Origin of the sequence: Corynebacterium sp. MSK195 (genome assembly GCF_030228885.1) — a bacterium.
In the GTDB taxonomy this organism is placed as follows: Bacteria; Actinomycetota; Actinomycetes; order Mycobacteriales; family Mycobacteriaceae; genus Corynebacterium.
In genome coordinates, this window is record NZ_JASPGT010000003.1 from 210,982 (window position 1) to 229,514 (window position 18,533).

Consider the following 18,533-nt stretch of genomic DNA (forward strand, 5'->3'; position numbering starts at 1 on the left):
CACCCGCGGAATGATCTACGATGGCCTGCATGCGTCGGTTCATCCCCCTCCTTTCCGTGGCCCTCCTCGCCGCTTGTTCCACCCCCGCCGAGGAACCGCAGCCGCCCCACTATGTGGCGCTGGGAGATTCCTATGCGGCCATGGGCTCGACCACGCTGCCACTGGATCCGCCCAATACCTGCGTGCGCGCACAGGATTCCTACCCCGAGCTCGCGGCCAAGGAAATGGACGCAGAGCTCACCAACGTCGCCTGCCAGGGCGCTAGCACCCTCGACATACTTTCCTCGGCCGGCGAGCACCCCGCCCAGGTGGACGCCCTACGCGAGGACACCGACCTGGTGAGCCTATCCATCGGCGGCAATGACGCCAGCTTCGTGCGCCTTACCCAGTGCGCCACGGACGATATCTGCCAGGCGCAATCCGGCGCGCAGATTGATCTGGAAATCCGCGATCTGCCCCGCCGGCTCGACAAGGTTTACGAGGAGATTCACCGCCGCTCCCCTAATGCGAAAATCCTCGCTACCGGCTACCTACCACTCATTAAACGTGGGGAGACCTGCCCCTACATAGAAAAAATCCCGGCCAGTGACCGGGATTGGTTGGCAGGCTCCATCGAGCGCATCAACCAGGCGGTGCGCGAGGCCGCCGAGCGCAATGGGGCTACTTACGTGCTTGCCGACGCCGCCCCTGACCACACCGCCTGCTCCCCCTCGCCGTGGGTGGATTTTACGGGCGAGGACACTAATTCCTTTCCCATGCACCCCACCCACGCAGGACAGGTGGCGATGGCCCAAGCCCTTAGCCGCGCAGCTTTCCAGTAGCGTCCTCGACGGAGTCGATAAGAGCGCCCTCCTTGACTAGGCGTACAGTCTCCTCGATTTCCGGGGACAGGTAGCGGTCCACGCCGGGGCCCTCCACAGTCTCGCGCAGCTTCTCAATCACCGCGCCGGTTCCCTTGGCCGGGGTACCCTCGCGCATATCGATGGCGCGGGCGGCGGTGAGAATTTCTACGGCGAGCACGCGCTGCAGGCCATCAACGGCCTTGCGCAGCTTGCGGGCTGCGGACCAGCCCATGGACACGTGGTCTTCCTGCATGGCCGAAGACGGGATGGAATCGGCCGAGGAGGGGTTGGCCAGGCGCTTCATCTCACTGACGATGCCAGCCTGGGCGTACTGGGCAATCATGTGGCCGGAGTCGACACCGGGGTCATCAGCAAGGAAAGCATTCAACCCGCGGTTGCGCGCCGGATCCAGGAAGCGGTCGGTGCGGCGCTCGGAAATGGACGCCAAGTCCGCGGTGACGATGGCGAGGAAATCAAGCGCATAGGCCACCGGCGCGCCGTGGAAATTGCCATTGGAGACTACCCGGCCGTCCTTGGTCACCACCGGGTTATCCACGGCGGCGGCCAGTTCGCGCTCGGCCACCTGGGCGGTGTGGGCCAAGGTATCGCGGAACCCGCCGGCAACCTGCGGTGCGCAGCGCACGGAGTACGCATCCTGCACCTGGTTCTTCTTGAACTCCTCGAGCGCGGCCTCCAGGATCTCCGAGCCTTCAGCCACCTGGAGGATATTCGCCGCGGCATCGGCCTGGCCTGGGTGCGGGCGAAGCTGCTGCAGGTCATCGGCAAAGACCACGAGGGTGCCGAGCAGTCCTTCCACGGTCATAGCAGTAGCGATATCGGCGGTCTTTGCGGCCGCGCGCAGGTCAGTAATGGCCAGGCAGAGCTGGCCGAGCATGCCATCGGTGCCGTTAATAAGCGCAAGACCTTCCTTCTCGCGCAGCTGCAACGGCTCGATTCCGGCAGCGGCCAGGGCGTCGCCCGCATCCTTAAGCTCTCCGTTGACACGCACCTCGCCCTCGCCCAGCAGGGCCAGCGCGCAGTGAGCCAGCGGCGCCAAGTCGCCAGAGCAGCCCAGCGATCCGTACTCGCGCACCACCGGAACGATGCCAGCGTTCAGCGCCTTGGCATAGGTTTCTACCACCACGGGGCGCACGCCGGTACGACCGGTACACAAGGTGGACAGGCGCAGCAGCATAAGCGCGCGGATGACCTCTTCTTCCACCTCCGGGCCAGTTCCCGCAGCATGCGAGCGCACCAGGGAAAGCTGCAGCTGGGCGCGCATCTCCTCTGGGATATGGCGGCGAGCAAGCGCGCCAAAGCCGGTGGAAATGCCGTAGACCGGGGTGGGATCTTGTGCTAGTTCTTCCACGCGCTCGCGGGTAGCGGCTACCTCTTCTAGGGCTTCAGGCGCAATCTCCACCTGCGCGCCATAGCGGGCAACGGCAACAACATCCTCGATGCTCAGCGCGCCGACGTTTACGGTCACGGTGGTTGGGTAGGCGTTAGGCATGGCAAATACTCCTCTAAATAAGGGATCAACAATTGTGATGTGTCGCGCGACAGCCTAACGCGATGAATGTATGCTACCTCACTTTTTGCGATTGCGGTACATTTTGGCCGCGACCTTGTCCGATACCTCTAGCAAGGCCCGAATAGCGGCGTCCACCTTCACATCCGGCGTCCCAACCGGATACGTCACCGCCACCGCCGCTGCAGGGCGGTCCAAGTGATCCAGGATGGGCGCCGCTACAGAGGCCTGACCGCGAGTAATCTCTTCGATCTCTTGATCCCACCCGCGTGCAGCCACCAAACTCAAGCGCTTTTTCAATGCAGCAAAGCCGCTACCTCCCGCAGTATCAAAGGCGGCGCGCACCTCCGCATCAGGCAGATGCGCCAGCATCACGCGCCCGGACGCCGTTTTATGTGCCTGCAGGCGCACACCCACCTCAGTGACCAAGGAGGTAGCACCCACCGCACGCACCTCTTGCAAATACAAGATTTCCGAGCCTGCCATACGTGACAGGTGCCCCGATCCACCCACCAGCGCCGCACACTGTTCCAAATCCCGAGTGGCCATGCGCACCAAGGGCTGCTGCGTTACATAGGCCGAAGCCATGGAATACGCCGCCAGACCCAGTCCATACGTCTTGTGTTCCGGCAAATGGGCTACAAAACCAGCATCAACCATCTCCGCCAGCAGGTGGTACGTAGATGAGCGCGGCAGGTTGAGCTCACCTTGGATGCGGGCGGCGGATATAGGGACGTCGATGGTGGATAACAGCTTGAGAATCTCCATCGCATGACGCGCCGCAGGGACTCTGTTGGTACTCACGGAGGGCAATTTTAAACACCATGGCGGCGGTTATCAGTGCAGCACACGACCCCAAGTCTGAAATTCCAGACAAGTAAATATGCTGCAGACCACACTTTTAACAAATGGAGACTTAGACTACATAAAACCTTTCATACGTTAGGAGATGCCATGTCCCAACACGGCCTTAAACACAGGCACCTGCACTTCATCGCCCTTGGATCCGCGATCGGCACCGGACTGTTTTATGGTTCAGCCGGCGCCATCCAAGCCGCCGGCCCCTCTGTCCTCGTCGTCTATCTCCTCGCCGGCGCGGTGGTGTATTTCATGCTCCGCGCCCTAGGCGAAATGGCCGTTCGCCACCCCATCACCGGCTCCTTCGCCGGCTACGCCCGCATGTTCATGGGCGGATGGGCCGGATACATCACCGGCTGGATGTTCGCCTTTGAGATGGTCATCGTAGCGCTTGCGGACCTCACCGCCATCGGCGTTTATATGCGCTTTTGGTTCCCAGACGTCTCGCAGTGGGTTTGGGTTGCAGCCACCTTGCTCATCGTGGGCGGCGCAAACCTCGCCACCGTCAAGGCCTTCGGTGAACTAGAATTTGCCTTTACCATCATCAAGGTCGGCGCCGTACTCGCCATGATTGCCGGCGGCCTTGCGGTATTAGCCTTTGGGCTTTCTGATGCCCACACCACCGGCCCCGTCAACCTCGTCAACGACGGCGGCTTCTTCCCCAACGGTCCCACGGGCATGATCGCTTCTTTCATCCTCGTCCTCTTTGCCTTTGGCGGCACCGAAATCATCGGTGTTGCCGGCAGCGCCGCCCAGCACCCAGAAAAATCCGTCCCCAAAGCAATCAATACGGTGCCCATGCGCATCCTGCTTTTCTATGTCCTTGCCATCGCCGTCATTCTCATGATCACCCCATGGCGCGACATCACCGGCGAGCAGTCCCCCTTCGTCCAAATCTTTAATACCCTTGGCGTTTCCTGGGCCGCAGGTTTGCTCAACTTCGTGGTCATTACCGCCGCTTTATCGGCCATTAACGCCGACCTCTTCGGTGCAGGACGCGTCATCACTGGCCTTGCCCACCAAAAGCACGCCCCTAAGTTCATGTCCAAGGTAGTGCGTGGCGTACCCGTAATGACCACCATCATCCTCATCGCCACCATGATCATTGGCACTATCCTCAATGCCCTCCTGCCGGAGAATGTCTTCGAGGTCATCGCCTCGTTAGCTACCTTCGCCACCGTGTTTGTCTGGCTTATGATTCTGCTCGCTCACCTATACTCTCGGCGCGGAATGAGCACACAAGACGTAGCGAACCTCAAATACAAAGTTCCCTTCTGGCCCTATGGTCAGTACCTGTCCATCGCATTTATCCTCATGACCTTCGGCATCATGGTCTGGCAAGAGGAATACCGCATTTCCCTCGTTGTGGGTGTGGCCTTCATCGCCATTATGACGGCGGTTTATTTCCTCACCAACCGGTACGAAGTAACACATGAGGATGAACCCACCGAAGAGCCAGAAGAACTCGTCGTTTCCGCCTAACATCGAAAACCATGAACACTGAAAAAGCTGAACTTTTCACCCTCGCCCCCGAATGGTCCGGCCGCTCCGATGGCCCGGGACCAGAGCACGCGCGCTGGCATAGCGTTATCAATCAATCCACCGACTCCCCCGCCCCCGTAACCCTCCTAGGGTTTGCCTCCGATGAGGGCGTGCTGCGCAATGGCGGCCGTCAGGGTGCAGCTGCAGGCCCGGCCGCACTGCGTTCCGCGCTGGGTTCCTTGGCGGTACACCATGCGCATGCGCTTGCCGACGCCGGCACAATCACCACCCAAGCCGACAACCTCGAAGGCGCCCACGATGCGCTCTCCGATAAGGTGCAGGAACTCGTCGAAGCCGGCACCCTCCCCATCATTCTGGGCGGCGGTCACGAGACCGCCTTCGGCTCCCACCGCGGCCTCTACCGCGCGGTAGGCGCCACCAAAATCATCAACCTGGACGCCCACTTCGATCTACGCCGCGCGGACCACGCCACCTCCGGCACCCCGTTCAAGCAGATTTCGGAGCTCACCGATGACTTCGACTACACCGTGCTGGGCATCTCCCGCCCCAATAACACCGCGGTGCTTTTCGACGAAGCCGAGTCCCTCGGTGTGGCCATCACCCTAGACGAAGAGCTGGTCAACCTCTCCCCGGCCGAATGCGGCGAGCTTGCCGCCCGAGCCACCGAGGGCAAGGACAAGGTCCACCTATCCATCGACCTCGACGTCCTGCCAGCATCCACCGCGCCGGGCGTATCCGCCCCGGCGTCGCTAGGCGTCAGCTACGAGCGCATCCGCGCCATGGCCGTGGCTATTGCGCGAACGGGCAAGCTAGCCCTGGTGGACGTCGTCGAGCTCAACCCCACCTTTGACATAGATAACCGCACCGCCAAGGCAGCGGCGCGGCTTATCGATGACATCGTCACGGCCCACCTCGGGGCCTAGCGCTTAGCTCAAAACAGCAGGTGGGCAATCGGCGTGGCGATGAGGATGGTCAGCGCCACGCGCTCAAACCAGATGATGACCAGGTGGGTGAGCTTCACCGGAATCTTGGTAGCCAGGATGCACGGCACCAGCGCGGAGAAGAAGATGATGGCGGAGACTGCCACCACGCCGATGACGAACTTGACCACCATGTTGTCGCTGTCTGCCACCGCGGTGGCGGGCAGGAACATCTCCGCAATACCCATGGCCGCGCCCTTGCCGGCCTGTACCGGCTCCGGCAGCTGCACCACCCACGCGAATGGGTAAAACAGGTAGCCAATCCACTCGAAGATGGGCGTAAAGCGCGCAAGCAGTAGGCCAATAAGGCCCACCGACATGATGGAAGGCACGATGGCCGCCGCCATGCGCACGCCATCGCGCAGGTTCTCCCAGATGGACTCCCACAAGGACGGCGCGCGCTGCAATGCCAGCATTGCTTCGCGCCACGCGTTCTTGATGCGCGAGCCCTCCACCGGCTTTTCCGGGTCTGGGTGTGCTTCTGCAAAGTACTCATCTGGAATGGTGCGTAGCGGCGGAATGCGCACGGTAATGGCCGTCACCACAAAGGTCACGATGAGCGTGACAATAAAGTAGGTGCCCCAGATTTTCATCAGGTCAAGCTGCTTGGCCACAATGACCATGAAGGCCGCAGAGACCGTCGAAAAGCCGGTGGCAATAATGGCCGCCTCGCGCCCGGTATAGCCGCCCTTTTGGTAGACGCGGTCCGTCACCAAAATGCCCAGCGAGTACGAGCCCACAAACGAGGCCACCGCGTCAATGGCGGATCGTCCTGGCGTCTTCCACAGCGGCCGCATGATGGGCTGCATGAGCACGCCGACAAATTCCAGCAGGCCAAAGCCAATGAGAAACGCCAGGAAAGCACCACCGATAGGCACGATGAGCCCCACCGGAATCGCGATGGAATTCCACAGGAACGGCACTAGGTCTTCATCGCCCAACACCCACGGCAGCGCATCGATGACCATGAGGAAAGAGATCACCGCACCCACAATGTTGAGCACCGCAAAGACCGCCTGCAGCGCACTTTCCTTAAACGCTCCGGTGGTAAAACTGCGCACCGTGCCATAGACGGCAAGAGCAAAGATAATCCACGGCACCGCCGCTGGAATCCCCTCGCGCACCATGGTGACCATGTGGTCCAAAGGAATGGAGCGCTTATCCTGATACGTCACCGGCAGGAAGAATACGAACGCGCCGATGGCGCTATATAAAAAGAGTTTCCACCGTCCCCCAGGCTGCGGGATTTCCCCGTCATGGCTCTGGTGCGAGGTGTAGACAGATTCGGTAGAAGTCACAGTAAAACCGTCTCCTCAAGCTTGCATACAAAAATCAAGCCCGCGTGACAGCCTTACGCGAACATTGGGGATATGTTATCTAAGTAACAGCTCACTGTCTAGATGTTTCCGAGATCCAAGGCACAATGGAGTCATGTCTAACCCCATTCGCGTCGTTGGCGCCGTCTTCGTTGATGAAGAACGCACACAGCTTTTAGCCTTCCGCAAGAAGCCTGGCACTTCCCTTGCTGGCATGTGGGAATTTCCCGGCGGCAAGATCGAACCTGGCGAAACACCAGAACAAGCACTCGCGCGCGAACTTAAGGAAGAACTCGGCATTTCAGCCACCGTCGGCGAAGAAGTAACGACCACCGTTCACCATTACGATTTCGCCACCATCGAGCTCACCACCTTTTACTGCACCACCACCGCCTCTCTGCTAGCCGACAATCTCAGTCTCACCGACCACGACGCCACGCGCTGGGTCAACATCTCCGACGCCCTCGAACTCGAGTGGGCTCCGGCGGACGTGCCTGCGGTAGAGCAGCTCTGGGCAACGCCGCCCAAGCAAACAGTGTTTATTTAGCAAAATAATTATGTAGAAAAGGCCACAAAATAATTTGAATAATTGCCTGTGGGCTATTTAAACCACCGCTAATCTTGAATTGTCTTAAAGCAAGTTTGCTAAATTTGCTCACCAATTCCCCGGAGAAAAAATGACTGATAATTCGACTACTGCCCGTGACCTCAAAATCGAATGGCTTTTAGAAGAAATTCGAAATGCCGTCCGTACGGGAGTTTCTGTAGATGCGGCAGTAGAAAGGATTTCCAACAATCCTTTCGTCAAGCCCCCAGAAGAGCTCCTCAACGAAGCACGAATCATCTTTCTCCAGAATGCCGGGCAAATCTCAAAGTTTAAGGCTGTCGACTCCCTAATTCAGGATGAAGTGGATTCCGGCGATTGGTATGACGGCCCAGACTACGACAACCACATTTATTGGCCGCATGTAAAGGAAGTACTTCAACCCAAACTCGGCAGTGCGCTCGACGAAGTCGACAAAGCATCGAGCAAAGTGCTTTGCTCACTTCGGCCGCCCGCTGAAGATACGTTCGATGTCCGTGGCCTAGTACTCGGCTTCGTTCAAAGCGGCAAAACTACGAACTTCATATCTTTGATTTCTAAGGCCGCAGATATCGGATACAGGCTAATCATTGTCCTGGCAGGTATGACGGATAATCTCCGTGTTCAGACTCAGAAACGTATCAATGAACAACTCATCGATGAAACACCGAACTGGGTAAAACTCACCGATATCGATAGCGACTTCAATGCTTCGCAGTTCAACGCGAACAATCGGAATTCGGATACCCTTCTTGGGGCGCCGGCGAACCGACATATCGCAGTTGTGAAGAAGAACGGCCATATTCTTACTGCTCTGAATAATTTCCTCCAGGGCGCAAAAATTGCTACTAAAGATCTTCCTATTCTCGTCATCGACGACGAATCTGATCAGGCTTCTATCAATGTATCCCCCAAGGCCAGAGCCGAAGCCTCAAAAATCAACGCCCAAATCAAAACGCTTCTGCGGAATCCTAAGACGGCATACGTCGCGTATACAGCGACTCCTTTTGCCAATATCCTTATCGATCCAAATGACACCACTGATCTCTATCCAAAGGACTTCATCCATGTACTACCCAAACCGGAAGGATATTTCGGCACAGAGACTATCTTTGGCCGTGAGCCACTAAATGGCGAAGACGCCGAAGAGCTGGATGGTCTGTCTATGGTGCGGACGATCGACGAAGATGAAATCGGTGCGACACGACCTCCAAGTGGAAAGAAGGGCTTCGAAAACTGGGAGCCTGAAATTCCTAAGTCCCTCGATGAAGCAATTCGCTGGTTTATCCTCGCCACTGCAGCTCGCCGTGCGCGTGGGCAAAAAGATGCGCATTCATCGATGCTGATTCACACTGCAGTACGCACCGCTGCCCATGAGATCTTGCACGAATTAGTTCAAGAACAAGTGAAGTTCATCGCGCGAGCGCAGGACGACCCAGAGATGCTTAAGCTTCTCGAAGCACAATGGGTTTACGAGACCGAGCAAGTTTCCGCAGAAGCACTGGGATACGAGACTCTGACATTTGAGGAAATCAAGCCACAAATTTCAGACGCCCTCAAAGCAACTGAAGTAGTAATGGACAATGGTATATCCGAGCAACGACTTCAATACGAAGACGGGAAGCCGAAGACTGTTATTGCAGTCGGCGGCAATACTTTGTCCCGAGGTCTGACTCTAGAAGGCCTCGTCTGCAGCTATTTCGTTCGAAACGCTACTGCCTACGACACCCTTCTTCAGATGGGACGCTGGTTCGGTTTCAGAAACGGATACGGTGACCTTCCGCGAATTTGGATGACCGAAGATCTCGAGAATTGGTTCCATGACCTTGCTTTGGTGGAAGCGGACTTGCGAAAGGATCTAGCGCGTTACGCCGATGACGGCGAAACCCCGCTTACATTCCAAGCCCGAATCCGCACGCATCCGTCGATGGAAGTTACGGCTCGTGCAAAGCAGCAGAATAGTCGCCCAGCAGTAGTCAGTTATTCAGGCCAGAAAGTCCAGACGATTCTCTTCCGCCACAAGAATAAAGACTGGCTATCCCAAAATATTCAAGCGTCGGAATCCTTGGTCCAGGACATTCAAGGCAAGGGTCTAAAAGAGCATCAAAAGAAGAACGGTACTAAGTTCTTCAAACAAGTCCCTCCAAGCGTCGTTGAAAAATTCCTAGACGAATATGCCATCTACGAGGAATCCACTCTTGGCCGAAACAATGCGGAGCTGCTCAAGGCATATATCAAGAAGGAACACTCAACAGGCTCTATCCGAGCATGGGATATTTCCTTCTTCGGTAGGTCTGGCTCAGACAATCCTAAATCCATCGATTTAGGATTGACCAGCGAACTCAACTTGCTCAATCGTTCCCAGATGGTGGTTTCAGCAAGCCCGGATGTCGCTAACATTAAGACCCTCGTCGGTTCGCTGGATCGCTTAAATAGTGCCGATCTGGATAAGCCGGCGTTGCAGGAACTAATCGACGAGTTTGAAACACAGTCGACCAAAGCTGAAACTAAACTCCTGAAAGCGTACGAAGCAGCTGTAGGCACTGACGTCGCCCATTTAGGCATCTATGCCATCGATCCAGATTCAAAGACAAGTCAGTCGTCCGACTTCGTACACAAGTCCGGCAAAAACGTTGGAAAACTCATCACTCCGAGAAATCGACGTAAGGATTTGAATGCTGAGGACGTAATGATCGGCATCGGTCTCTTCTTCCCGACTTCGAGCAACCCAGATCCTGACGCTGAATATGTAAGCGCCCAGGACTTCCTCGATGCCGAAACCATGGAACAAGTCGCCGAAGCTGAAAGCGAAGTTCTTCAAGCTATCGAAGGTGAGGAGGCCTAGAAATGTCAGTTTTGAGCAAATCAGAATTTCTATTTCAGGCGGTTTCGAAGGATCAGAACCTCAACAATGGCGAGGAATGGGCACTAAGTACTGGTGTAGAAATTTCTGCCGGCGCCGTTCAATGCTTTTCCGATTACTCGGGAAAAATTGGCCTGATTATACCTACTTCCCAGGAGGAATTCGACACCTTCGTCGATGACAGGAAGAGCAAGGCAATTCATCTGACTCGTCGAAAGGTCGTCAACAATGGAATCGACACCGACTTCCAAGCACGACTGATTCTTCGGGATTTGAATCAACGAAGCATCTTTTATTTCTTTGTAGATGAGCTTCTAGGTTTCCTCGACGGGAAAGAAAACGCATCAATCACTGATGTGTCGGCTTTCCTTGCGAAGTGGCGTCACTTCTTCTCCAGCGATAAGCAGTTCGTTATCGATCCGCAGGTTGAAGTTGGGCTCCTCTGCGAACTAGAAGTGCTGCTCGGTTTGCTTCATGATGAAGTGCCCAATGCCGTCGAATCTTGGTACGGCCCAGAAAAGACGCGTCACGACTTCCTGCTTAACGACTGCGCGATTGAGTGCAAGGGAACGGCATCTGCGGACAGAATGTTGGTATCTATCCACGGCAGGAACCAGCTGGAAACCCCTAACAATAAACCGCTATACCTCGTATTTCGTCGATACAATCGCCATCCTGACGGAGCGCTATCGATTCCGTCCCTCGTTGAGGAGCTTCAGACATACTCTGCTTTCAATATTGAAAGCTTCACTGAAAAAATGTACCTCCTCGGGATAGATGTTTTCGATGAAGCACATTCGAAAGCCTTCAATAACTATTTCGCGGTTGACGTCCATGAATTTGAAATCACTGAGGAGTTCCCACGAGTGGAGGTCAAAGACCCCGCGAACCGAATCTCCGACCTCCAATACAAAATTGACCTAGCCGGCCCAAGTTCTATCCCTGGATACCGGCCAATCCCCTCATTCATTAAGTAACTCATGCCTTTTCACCACAAAAAGCCATTCGATCCTTCCGGCGATGTCTACGCAAACTCCGTAACTCGAACGATGAAAAGCCAGGCTCTTTCTGCTTGGGACATGTTCACCCGCGAGACTTTGCAAAACAGTTGGGATGCCCGCGATCGTGCATCCCACGATGACGGCGTCACTTTCGCGATCGATTTTGTAGAGCTGAACCAACATCAAATCGATTGTTTAAAGAACGATGTCTTTGGCAATGACTTTGTCGGAATTCCGCAGCTTGAATCCGCGCTTGAGTCAGGCAGTCTGTCCGCACTGACTGTTAGCGATTCTGGAACGTACGGGCTTCGCGGCCCGAGTATTGCAACAGCTGCGGTAGACGGACCTACCGATTTCAACTCATTCGTTAGGAACATCGGTCGAAGCGACACCAAGAAGGTAGCCGGTGGTACTTACGGCTTCGGCAAAGGCGTCTTCTTCATCGCCAGCGAAGTTAAGACTATCGTCGTCTACACGCGAACCATCGATGAAAATGGTCAGCGTGTTAATCGACTCATCGCCATGTCTAATGCCGATGACTTTCAAGCTGACAATATCGCTTACACCGGCCGGCACTGGTGGGGAGAGCACGCCGTTGAGGAAACCGGCACTGACCGCACCGAGTTTGCTGAACCCTATACAGGCCAAATTGCCGATGCAATTGCAGCAGTTTTGGGCCTCGACAGCTACTTCACCGAAGATCGGCAGACCGGTACTTCAATCATGATTTTGAATCCTGATCTCTCTGTCCAAGAAGACCAGGTTAAATCCGGCCTAGACAGCGGCCGCATTGTTCTTCAACAAATCGCAAGTTCCCTTACTCGTTGGGCTTGGCCACACATGATTGATATCGACACGGGTATGGATCCGATCGAATTCAGTGTTTCCTACAAGCGTGAGCAAATGAAAATTCCCGACCCAAAAAAGGATCAAGGCCTCCGTCCTTTTGTAATGGCCTACTCAGAGGCAGTTTCTAATCCAAAGCCGCCGTCAAATGTCTGGAATAACAGCTACTTTGGTCGTCTAACGACGATTTCGGGCAAGCGTCCTAAGAAGGATCTAGGCACGCTGGCGATCGTGAGTTTGAACGATGCAATCTCTTCTGAGCAAACTGTCATCGGACAGGATATTTCCAACCACGTTGCCACGCTGCGAAATCCCCGAATGGTCGTCGAATATTACCAAGCTCCAGAAGCTGCAAACGGAAAACCGTATTGTGGAGTCTTTTTGGCAGACCCCGAGGCTGACCGCGTATTTGCCCGAAGCGAGCCGGCTGCGCACCACCAGTGGAACCGTGAGACGATTGCCCACGATGTAGAGCTTCTAAAAGAGTTTTGGGGAAGCACAAACAACCCTGTCAGTGTCTTCTTCACGAGACTGCGAGAAATGCTTCAATCAGTCGGACTTGAGAATGCCCGTCCCACTCGAAGCCAACACTTTCGCTCAGCGGCGGAACTGTCTAGTTCCCTAGGCACGCTAATTTCTAATGCAGAAGGCGGTACCAGCAACCGCTATATCAAGCCAAAGCTGAAAACTGTTCAACGCAAGAAATCCTCCTCGCGCGCGACTGCAAACTCTGAAATCGATTCCATTCGAAAGGCAGAAGGCGGAAAGCACACAACGTTCAGCGTCGATGTACAAATTCCGTCTAGTAAACTGCCCGCGGGATTGACGATTCAACCCGCAGTAAACTCCGATAAAGGTGACCTTTACGAACAGTTGTCGAAACTAGGCGTACCTGTTCCGAAGATTGAAAAGATTGCCTTTACGGCAGACGAAGAAAATACAGCATCAAATGCATTAGCTTCCGCTGATGCACCGATCCTGCTCGAATCGCCAGAGGCTTCGTTGCTAGTCGACGTTTGGCAACCAAACGACACCGCCGTCTCACTTCGATTTGAGTTCGAGTACAACCTAAAACCTAATTCGATTGTGATTGGAGAAAGCACAGATGAGTAACGCAGTCAGTTTTGGCTACAACCGTCCTTCCCAAGACTCCATCGAAATAATTGATTTCAAGGTCGTAATCGACGGAGAAGCATTCGACAGCAAAACGGAAGAGCTCCCGACTTGGGATTATGAATCCAAAGTGGAAGTCTTCGCAGAATTAGATTTCGACTTCGAGCGGTTTACCAAGGAAGCGGGGTTCATTTCTTTCGCTGCTGATGAAGACTTACCGGAATATTCAGGGCTAATCTCTTGGTCCTGCAACAAGACTAGGCAACGCGGTGCAAGCCCTCGCCAATCGCTTCATGATGGCAAAAATACGCTGCACTTTGAGCTGGACAGTTTGTTGCTCGGCGGAGAACTTCAGATTGCAATCAACGTCGACCTCGAGACTCCAGGCGTAGCCTACGAGGACTTAATTCCGCCAGAGCGTCCTGGGTCGCGCCTATGGGCCAGCTATCCACTTCGGATTCGGTTAGAGGGCGATGGGTCACAAATGTCCATCACTCCCCTGGATTTCAAAGAAACCGGAATTCGCCCGCAAATGGCAATGTGGAAAGTGCAGGTTTCTCCTGACGTTCTCCTGCCTGTTCAAGCAGGCCTGAGAATCCTCATCAACACAGCTCACCCCACTAGCCGCAGAATGCTTGAAAAGGGTTCTGGCAAAGAAAAACAGATGTGGGAGCGTTATCTCCAAACCGACATTGTTACGCAGCTTCTCCTGCGCGCTCCAAGCTTGGACGAAATCGAAAACTTAGAAAGTCATAGCCTGTTTTCTGGCTCGCTGGCAGAAAGCATTTTCAATCTCGCCCAGGCACTATTCCCGGAGAAGCCATACGCCGACATCGCCAACGATCCATCCACCCTTTTCGCGACTGTCCAAGCGTTTACTTTCAAGGAATCCAAATAAATGGCAATCACGTATTTCCCACGACTCACCAACTCGGTCGCCATTTCGTTAATCGGGGATTTCTCTCGATTTAACGACCCAAGTGAACTTACGCAATTTGCCGCCACGCGACATGAAATGCAGTATCACGATCCACTTGCGACCTTACTCGTCGAAGAGTCGGAGCTGTCAGAGGTACGAAAGAAAATTGTTGCGCTCGCAAACGAACTTGGTTTTCCAGAGCAATTGGGGCGTCAGGCGGTAAGAAGCTTCGACCAACCAGCGGCTGACATTCTCTACAACAGTATTGATCTAGTTCCCGCCGAAGCAGCGAACGGAGAGATCTGGAACTTTCTAACTCTAGCGCTGCTTCCTGACATAGCTGCTTGGCGCTACCCAAATGTCGATGCAAAGTATGATTTCGAGCGTTGGCTCGGCGGTGACCGAAATGTTTTCCGTAAACTCTGGTGGCGACAAGCCACGCTAGGAAAGACCCTTAACGAAAAGATTGGTGAGGACGAAGCCGTAGGCGTCATGGAGCGTCCGAGCTTGTCTGCCAATCCTATAAATGCGCGCGCAATCATTTCGGCTTTCGATGAGGTTTACAAGCATCACACGCAACTTGCTCGCTCCGAGGTCATGCGTCTGGCCGCTCTACACGTCCGGCGCCTAGTGCCATTGATAGACTTTGATTTTTACAAGGAAGACGAACTGCGAGAGTTACTAATTCCAGTGATCGAAAATTCCTGCGTTGAATACGAGAACGAAAAGCGGACAAAGGAATAATGAATCAGATTTCTATCGCTCCCTCTGCACGCCGATTGACTACCTCCCTGAGAGATATCGGATACAGCTTTGAATCTGCAGTTGCAGATATTGTCGATAACTCAATTGCTGCCGGCGCCACAAAGATAGCAATCGATATCGAATTCGACGGCAAAAATTCCTCAGTCATCATTAAAGACGACGGTGATGGAATGACTGCGCAAGCAATCGACGAAGCTATGCGATTTGGTAGCCGACGTAGCTATGCCGACCAAGAACTGGGCCGTTACGGCCTAGGCCTGAAGACAGCATCGCTCTCGCAATGCAAGCGTCTTTCAGTCATCAGTAAGTCGAGCAACGCTCCACTCCAAGCAAGGATTCTTGATCTGGATTTCATCCAGACAGTCGACGACTGGGTCACACTTGATCACAGTGAAGAGGAAGAAGTAATTGCTCTCGCCGCTGAGCACTTCGGTGAAAGCGGAACGTTCGTCATATGGAACAAACTAGACCGACTGCTGCCAGCCAAGTCTCCTGACAGTGGTTGGGCAAGGCGCCGTATCGAAAACCTTGCTCCAAAACTTTCTTCCTACTTGTCGATGGTTTTCCACCGATTCCTTTCCGGCGAAGCCTACGCAAAGGTGGAGATTCAAGTTAACGGAGAATCGCTGAATCCTTGGGATCCTTTTGCACGCTCCGAGCCTCACACTCAGGAGCTCGATTCAGACGAATTTGAAATCGAACACGGTGACATCACAGGCACCGTCACGGTCAGGCGATTCCTTCTACCCCAGCGAAGCGAATTTAGTTCTCGCGAAGCTTTCGATGCTGCCTCCGGTATCGACAAATGGAACAAGCAGCAAGGTCTATATATCTATCGAGCTGACCGCTTGGTCCAATGGGGCGGATGGTCCAAAATCCGCACGATTGATGAGCACACCAAGCTGGCTCGGGCATCTGTCGATTTCGGCACCACCCTTGACGACGCGTTCAACATCAATGTCGCCAAAATGCGGGTGAATCTTCCGGGCCAGTTACGCAAAATGCTTGCAAGGCCAGTCAATGAGCTTTGCATTGCAGCAGACGCTGCTTACCGTCGTGAGAACGCGCGGAAACTGGTAGACGAGGAAAAACTGCCTGAATTCAAACCTGACTTTGGTGGAAGTGAGTCCGGTGAATCTATCGGCCTAGCTCTCCGAACCGCGGCAGCTAGAACCGGTAACTTCAAGGCTTTGGAAGCAATCTCTGAGCTCCTCAAGGCTGAAATGCCGGAACTAGCGAAGCACCTCGGTTTCGATTAAAAGAGAACGTCAGCTGAGCCCGTTGCAGTGCGTGCGTATTCGCACCACCGCTGCAAGGGACACGAGCTACACCGCGGACCTTCACTTACGCACACGGTTCTACCTAATTCGAACAGAGCCAAATGAGCACTGCGAGAATTTTCATTTAGGCCAAGCAGTCTTGCGATGCTGATTCGCCCATCGGATTGTTTGTTACGTGACTCTGTATCGGTTCCCTGAAAACGCGATGTAACACGCAAAACACCCTTCGCGACGATAACCGGCTCTTCGCTCTTACCTTCCACACCGGCATCAGGCGAGGAGAGCTCAAGGATATTTCGTAGCGCAGGATTAGTCGCAGGAAATACGTCAGGATCGATGCTTGGCTTCCAAAACTCTGCAGGTTTTTCGTTAACTTGTTCTACGATTTGTGAGAACTTCTCACGACGTTTCTCAAAACGCTCGCCTTGGAACACACCCACGACCGTCCTAAAAGAGCTTTCCGGGACGCCAGATTCCCGCGTTGGTCCTTCCAAACTTTGAATCAATGGCCACAACATTTGGACTTGACCGCGCGTTGCTCGTTCTAGGAAGATTTCACAGATCAGAACGTGCCAACGATTGCCTTCTCGAATCCACGGCCACATGAGGTTAGCTTCGGGCTGTTCATTGTACCACTTAGCAAGGGTTTCCGAGGTCGCGATTGAGTCATAGGGCTTACTCGTATTTCGCTCTAGAGAATCGAGTACAGACTTTCCGATATTTTCGCCCAATCGAACTGGGACGGCGTTACCAATTTGTTTGAAAGCAGCACTCGGCGGACCGCTGAAGCGGAAGTCATCTGGGAAGGTCTGCAGTCGCGCAGCTTCACGTACGGTTAGAGTCCGAGACTGGCGTGGGTGGATGAAACCATAGCCATCTTTAGCGATATGCGCAGTGATCGTCCTTGAAAGATCATTTTCGTCTAGCCGCTTGTACTTATCGTTAAAAATGTCTGATCGATAGCGCTGAAGATGAGCTGGAAGATCCGAGTACTTCGTATCTGAAGTCATCATTTCAAAAGCGAGCTTGTCATCCTCACGTACAGGTCGTGTGATGTGGTCGTAGAGCCTGCTAGCGTCCGCGTTCGAAACACCTCGGCGAATATACTTCTGGAACTCAGTCTTCGGACCTGAATATTCAATCCATCCATCAGCGCCTCCCTCAGGACGCCAACCACCTTCTACTTCAGGCATATCGCCAATTGCATTCCAGACAGTAACCTTTTTCGTTACTTCCTCTGGCCAATCGAATTTAACGCTGTCTCTAAGAGCTACAAGAATATAGCGCTGGCGGAATTGAGGAACCCCGTAACGCCATGTATCAATAACACGGCTTTCAACGCTGTAACCGGCTTGTTCCAGTTCCTCAATCATGCTTCGCATGATGAACATTTCATCGTCCAAAGCCATGTCTGGAACATTTTCCATGACAACGGCTTTCGGACGAGCAAGGAGGGCTACTTCCAAATACGCACGCCAAAGGTTTCGACGCTGATCGTCAGGATCACGCATACCTTTCTCAACAAGATAGCGAATGCCATTACGCCCAGCTTTAGAAAAAGGCTGACATGGCGGTCCGCCCGCTAAGACATCGATGTCAGTTTCTTTCATCAAAGAGGCAACTCGTTCAACGCTTTCAGGAGTTGATAGATCCCAAGTTGCTGAAATTCCAGGGAATCTAGCAGCGTGAGTCTCGACTGCGTAGTCGTAGTGATCGACTCCGAGCACAACTTCAATGCCCGCGTTAGTTAGCCCTTGGCTCAAGCCTCCGGCGCCAGCAAAAAGATCGACGCCGAGGACTGCTCCCTCTGCTTTCCTCCTCTTGGCGTATTCCAAAAGCTGATCGACTGTCTCGCAGTGATCCGGATGCTTCGGAAGCTTCACATAGGGGCCGCGGATTTGTTTGACGGCGTATTCGTCGACAGTTTTCACATGAATAATTTAGCTAGTCAAAGGCCTCTCCCACCAATCTAGATTCAATATCTACACCCATATCCAGACAACAGAGCGAAGACCTGGCGCTTTGTCGCGCCAGCGCTTGTGCGACACCCCCATCAGTAGCCCGCAATCTTTTGCAAACCACAGATTAATACCCCATTAATACTTCAACATCCGACGCTTCCAATTCCACTGATGG

At 54.2% G+C, this 18,533-nt stretch carries 14 protein-coding genes; 10 read left to right on the top strand and 4 right to left on the bottom strand.

Features of this window, described 5'->3' with window-relative positions:
* Nucleotides 1–29 precede the first annotated feature (29 nt).
* The gene (locus QP909_RS04535; RefSeq protein WP_284766315.1) at nucleotides 30–821 is read left to right on the top strand and encodes an SGNH/GDSL hydrolase family protein; all 792 of its coding nucleotides are present in this window, start codon (nucleotides 30–32) and stop codon (nucleotides 819–821) included.
* On the opposite strand, the gene hutH is transcribed toward QP909_RS04535, so the two are convergent.
* Both hutH and QP909_RS04545 read right to left on the bottom strand, forming a co-directional pair.
* On the bottom strand, nucleotides 799–2,352 hold the full coding sequence (hutH, locus tag QP909_RS04540) for a histidine ammonia-lyase (protein WP_284766316.1): 1,554 nt from the start codon (nucleotides 2,350–2,352) through the stop codon (nucleotides 799–801). The two genes, QP909_RS04535 and hutH, sit on opposite strands and share 23 nt — an antisense overlap.
* Nucleotides 2,353–2,430: 78 nt before the next feature.
* Nucleotides 2,431–3,138, bottom strand: coding sequence for an IclR family transcriptional regulator (locus QP909_RS04545; RefSeq protein WP_005323462.1), 708 nt, complete (start codon nucleotides 3,136–3,138; stop codon nucleotides 2,431–2,433).
* Between the two features lie 186 nt (nucleotides 3,139–3,324).
* On the opposite strand from QP909_RS04545, the gene QP909_RS04550 reads away from it, so the two are divergent.
* Together QP909_RS04550 and hutG are read left to right on the top strand one after the other, a co-directional pair.
* Nucleotides 3,325–4,710 (top strand): amino acid permease, encoded by a 1,386-nt coding sequence (locus QP909_RS04550; protein WP_284766317.1) that lies wholly within the window; start codon nucleotides 3,325–3,327, stop codon nucleotides 4,708–4,710.
* 11 nt (nucleotides 4,711–4,721) lie between these two features.
* On the top strand, nucleotides 4,722–5,654 hold the full coding sequence (hutG, locus tag QP909_RS04555; protein WP_284766318.1) for a formimidoylglutamase: 933 nt from the start codon (nucleotides 4,722–4,724) through the stop codon (nucleotides 5,652–5,654).
* An 8-nt stretch (nucleotides 5,655–5,662) separates the two neighbouring features.
* On the opposite strand, the gene QP909_RS04560 is transcribed toward hutG, so the two are convergent.
* Nucleotides 5,663–7,009, bottom strand: a complete 1,347-nt coding sequence (locus tag QP909_RS04560) for a YjiH family protein (RefSeq protein WP_284766319.1) — start codon at nucleotides 7,007–7,009, stop codon at nucleotides 5,663–5,665.
* Between the two features lie 133 nt (nucleotides 7,010–7,142).
* Here QP909_RS04560 and QP909_RS04565 point away from each other — a divergent pair, with 133 nt between their 5' ends.
* The 7 genes from QP909_RS04565 to QP909_RS04595 all read left to right on the top strand — a co-directional run bounded on the left by QP909_RS04565 (nucleotide 7,143) and on the right by QP909_RS04595 (nucleotide 16,376).
* The gene (locus tag QP909_RS04565) at nucleotides 7,143–7,574 is read left to right on the top strand and encodes a (deoxy)nucleoside triphosphate pyrophosphohydrolase (protein ID WP_200435155.1); all 432 of its coding nucleotides are present in this window, start codon (nucleotides 7,143–7,145) and stop codon (nucleotides 7,572–7,574) included.
* 130 nt (nucleotides 7,575–7,704) lie between these two features.
* On the top strand, nucleotides 7,705–10,455 hold the full coding sequence (locus QP909_RS04570; RefSeq protein ID WP_284766321.1) for a Z1 domain-containing protein: 2,751 nt from the start codon (nucleotides 7,705–7,707) through the stop codon (nucleotides 10,453–10,455).
* Between the two features lie 2 nt (nucleotides 10,456–10,457).
* Nucleotides 10,458–11,450, top strand: coding sequence for a PD-(D/E)XK motif protein (locus QP909_RS04575; RefSeq protein ID WP_284766322.1), 993 nt, complete (start codon nucleotides 10,458–10,460; stop codon nucleotides 11,448–11,450).
* Nucleotides 11,451–11,453: 3 nt separating this feature from the next.
* The gene (locus QP909_RS04580; protein WP_284766323.1) at nucleotides 11,454–13,433 is read left to right on the top strand and encodes a hypothetical protein; all 1,980 of its coding nucleotides are present in this window, start codon (nucleotides 11,454–11,456) and stop codon (nucleotides 13,431–13,433) included.
* A complete protein-coding gene (locus tag QP909_RS04585; RefSeq protein ID WP_200435151.1) occupies nucleotides 13,426–14,331 on the top strand; it encodes a hypothetical protein in 906 nt (301 codons plus the stop codon). The genes QP909_RS04580 and QP909_RS04585 overlap by 8 nt, the downstream gene beginning before the upstream one ends.
* On the top strand, nucleotides 14,332–15,096 hold the full coding sequence (locus tag QP909_RS04590; RefSeq protein WP_284766324.1) for a DUF6339 family protein: 765 nt from the start codon (nucleotides 14,332–14,334) through the stop codon (nucleotides 15,094–15,096).
* Nucleotides 15,096–16,376, top strand: a complete 1,281-nt coding sequence (locus tag QP909_RS04595; protein ID WP_200435149.1) for an ATP-binding protein — start codon at nucleotides 15,096–15,098, stop codon at nucleotides 16,374–16,376. Before QP909_RS04590 ends, QP909_RS04595 begins: the two co-directional genes overlap by 1 nt.
* Here the strand turns inward: QP909_RS04595 and QP909_RS04600 are convergent.
* Nucleotides 16,373–18,328, bottom strand: a complete 1,956-nt coding sequence (locus QP909_RS04600; RefSeq protein ID WP_200435148.1) for a DNA cytosine methyltransferase — start codon at nucleotides 18,326–18,328, stop codon at nucleotides 16,373–16,375. The genes QP909_RS04595 and QP909_RS04600 overlap by 4 nt on opposite strands.
* Between the last annotated feature and the right edge of the window lie 205 nt (nucleotides 18,329–18,533).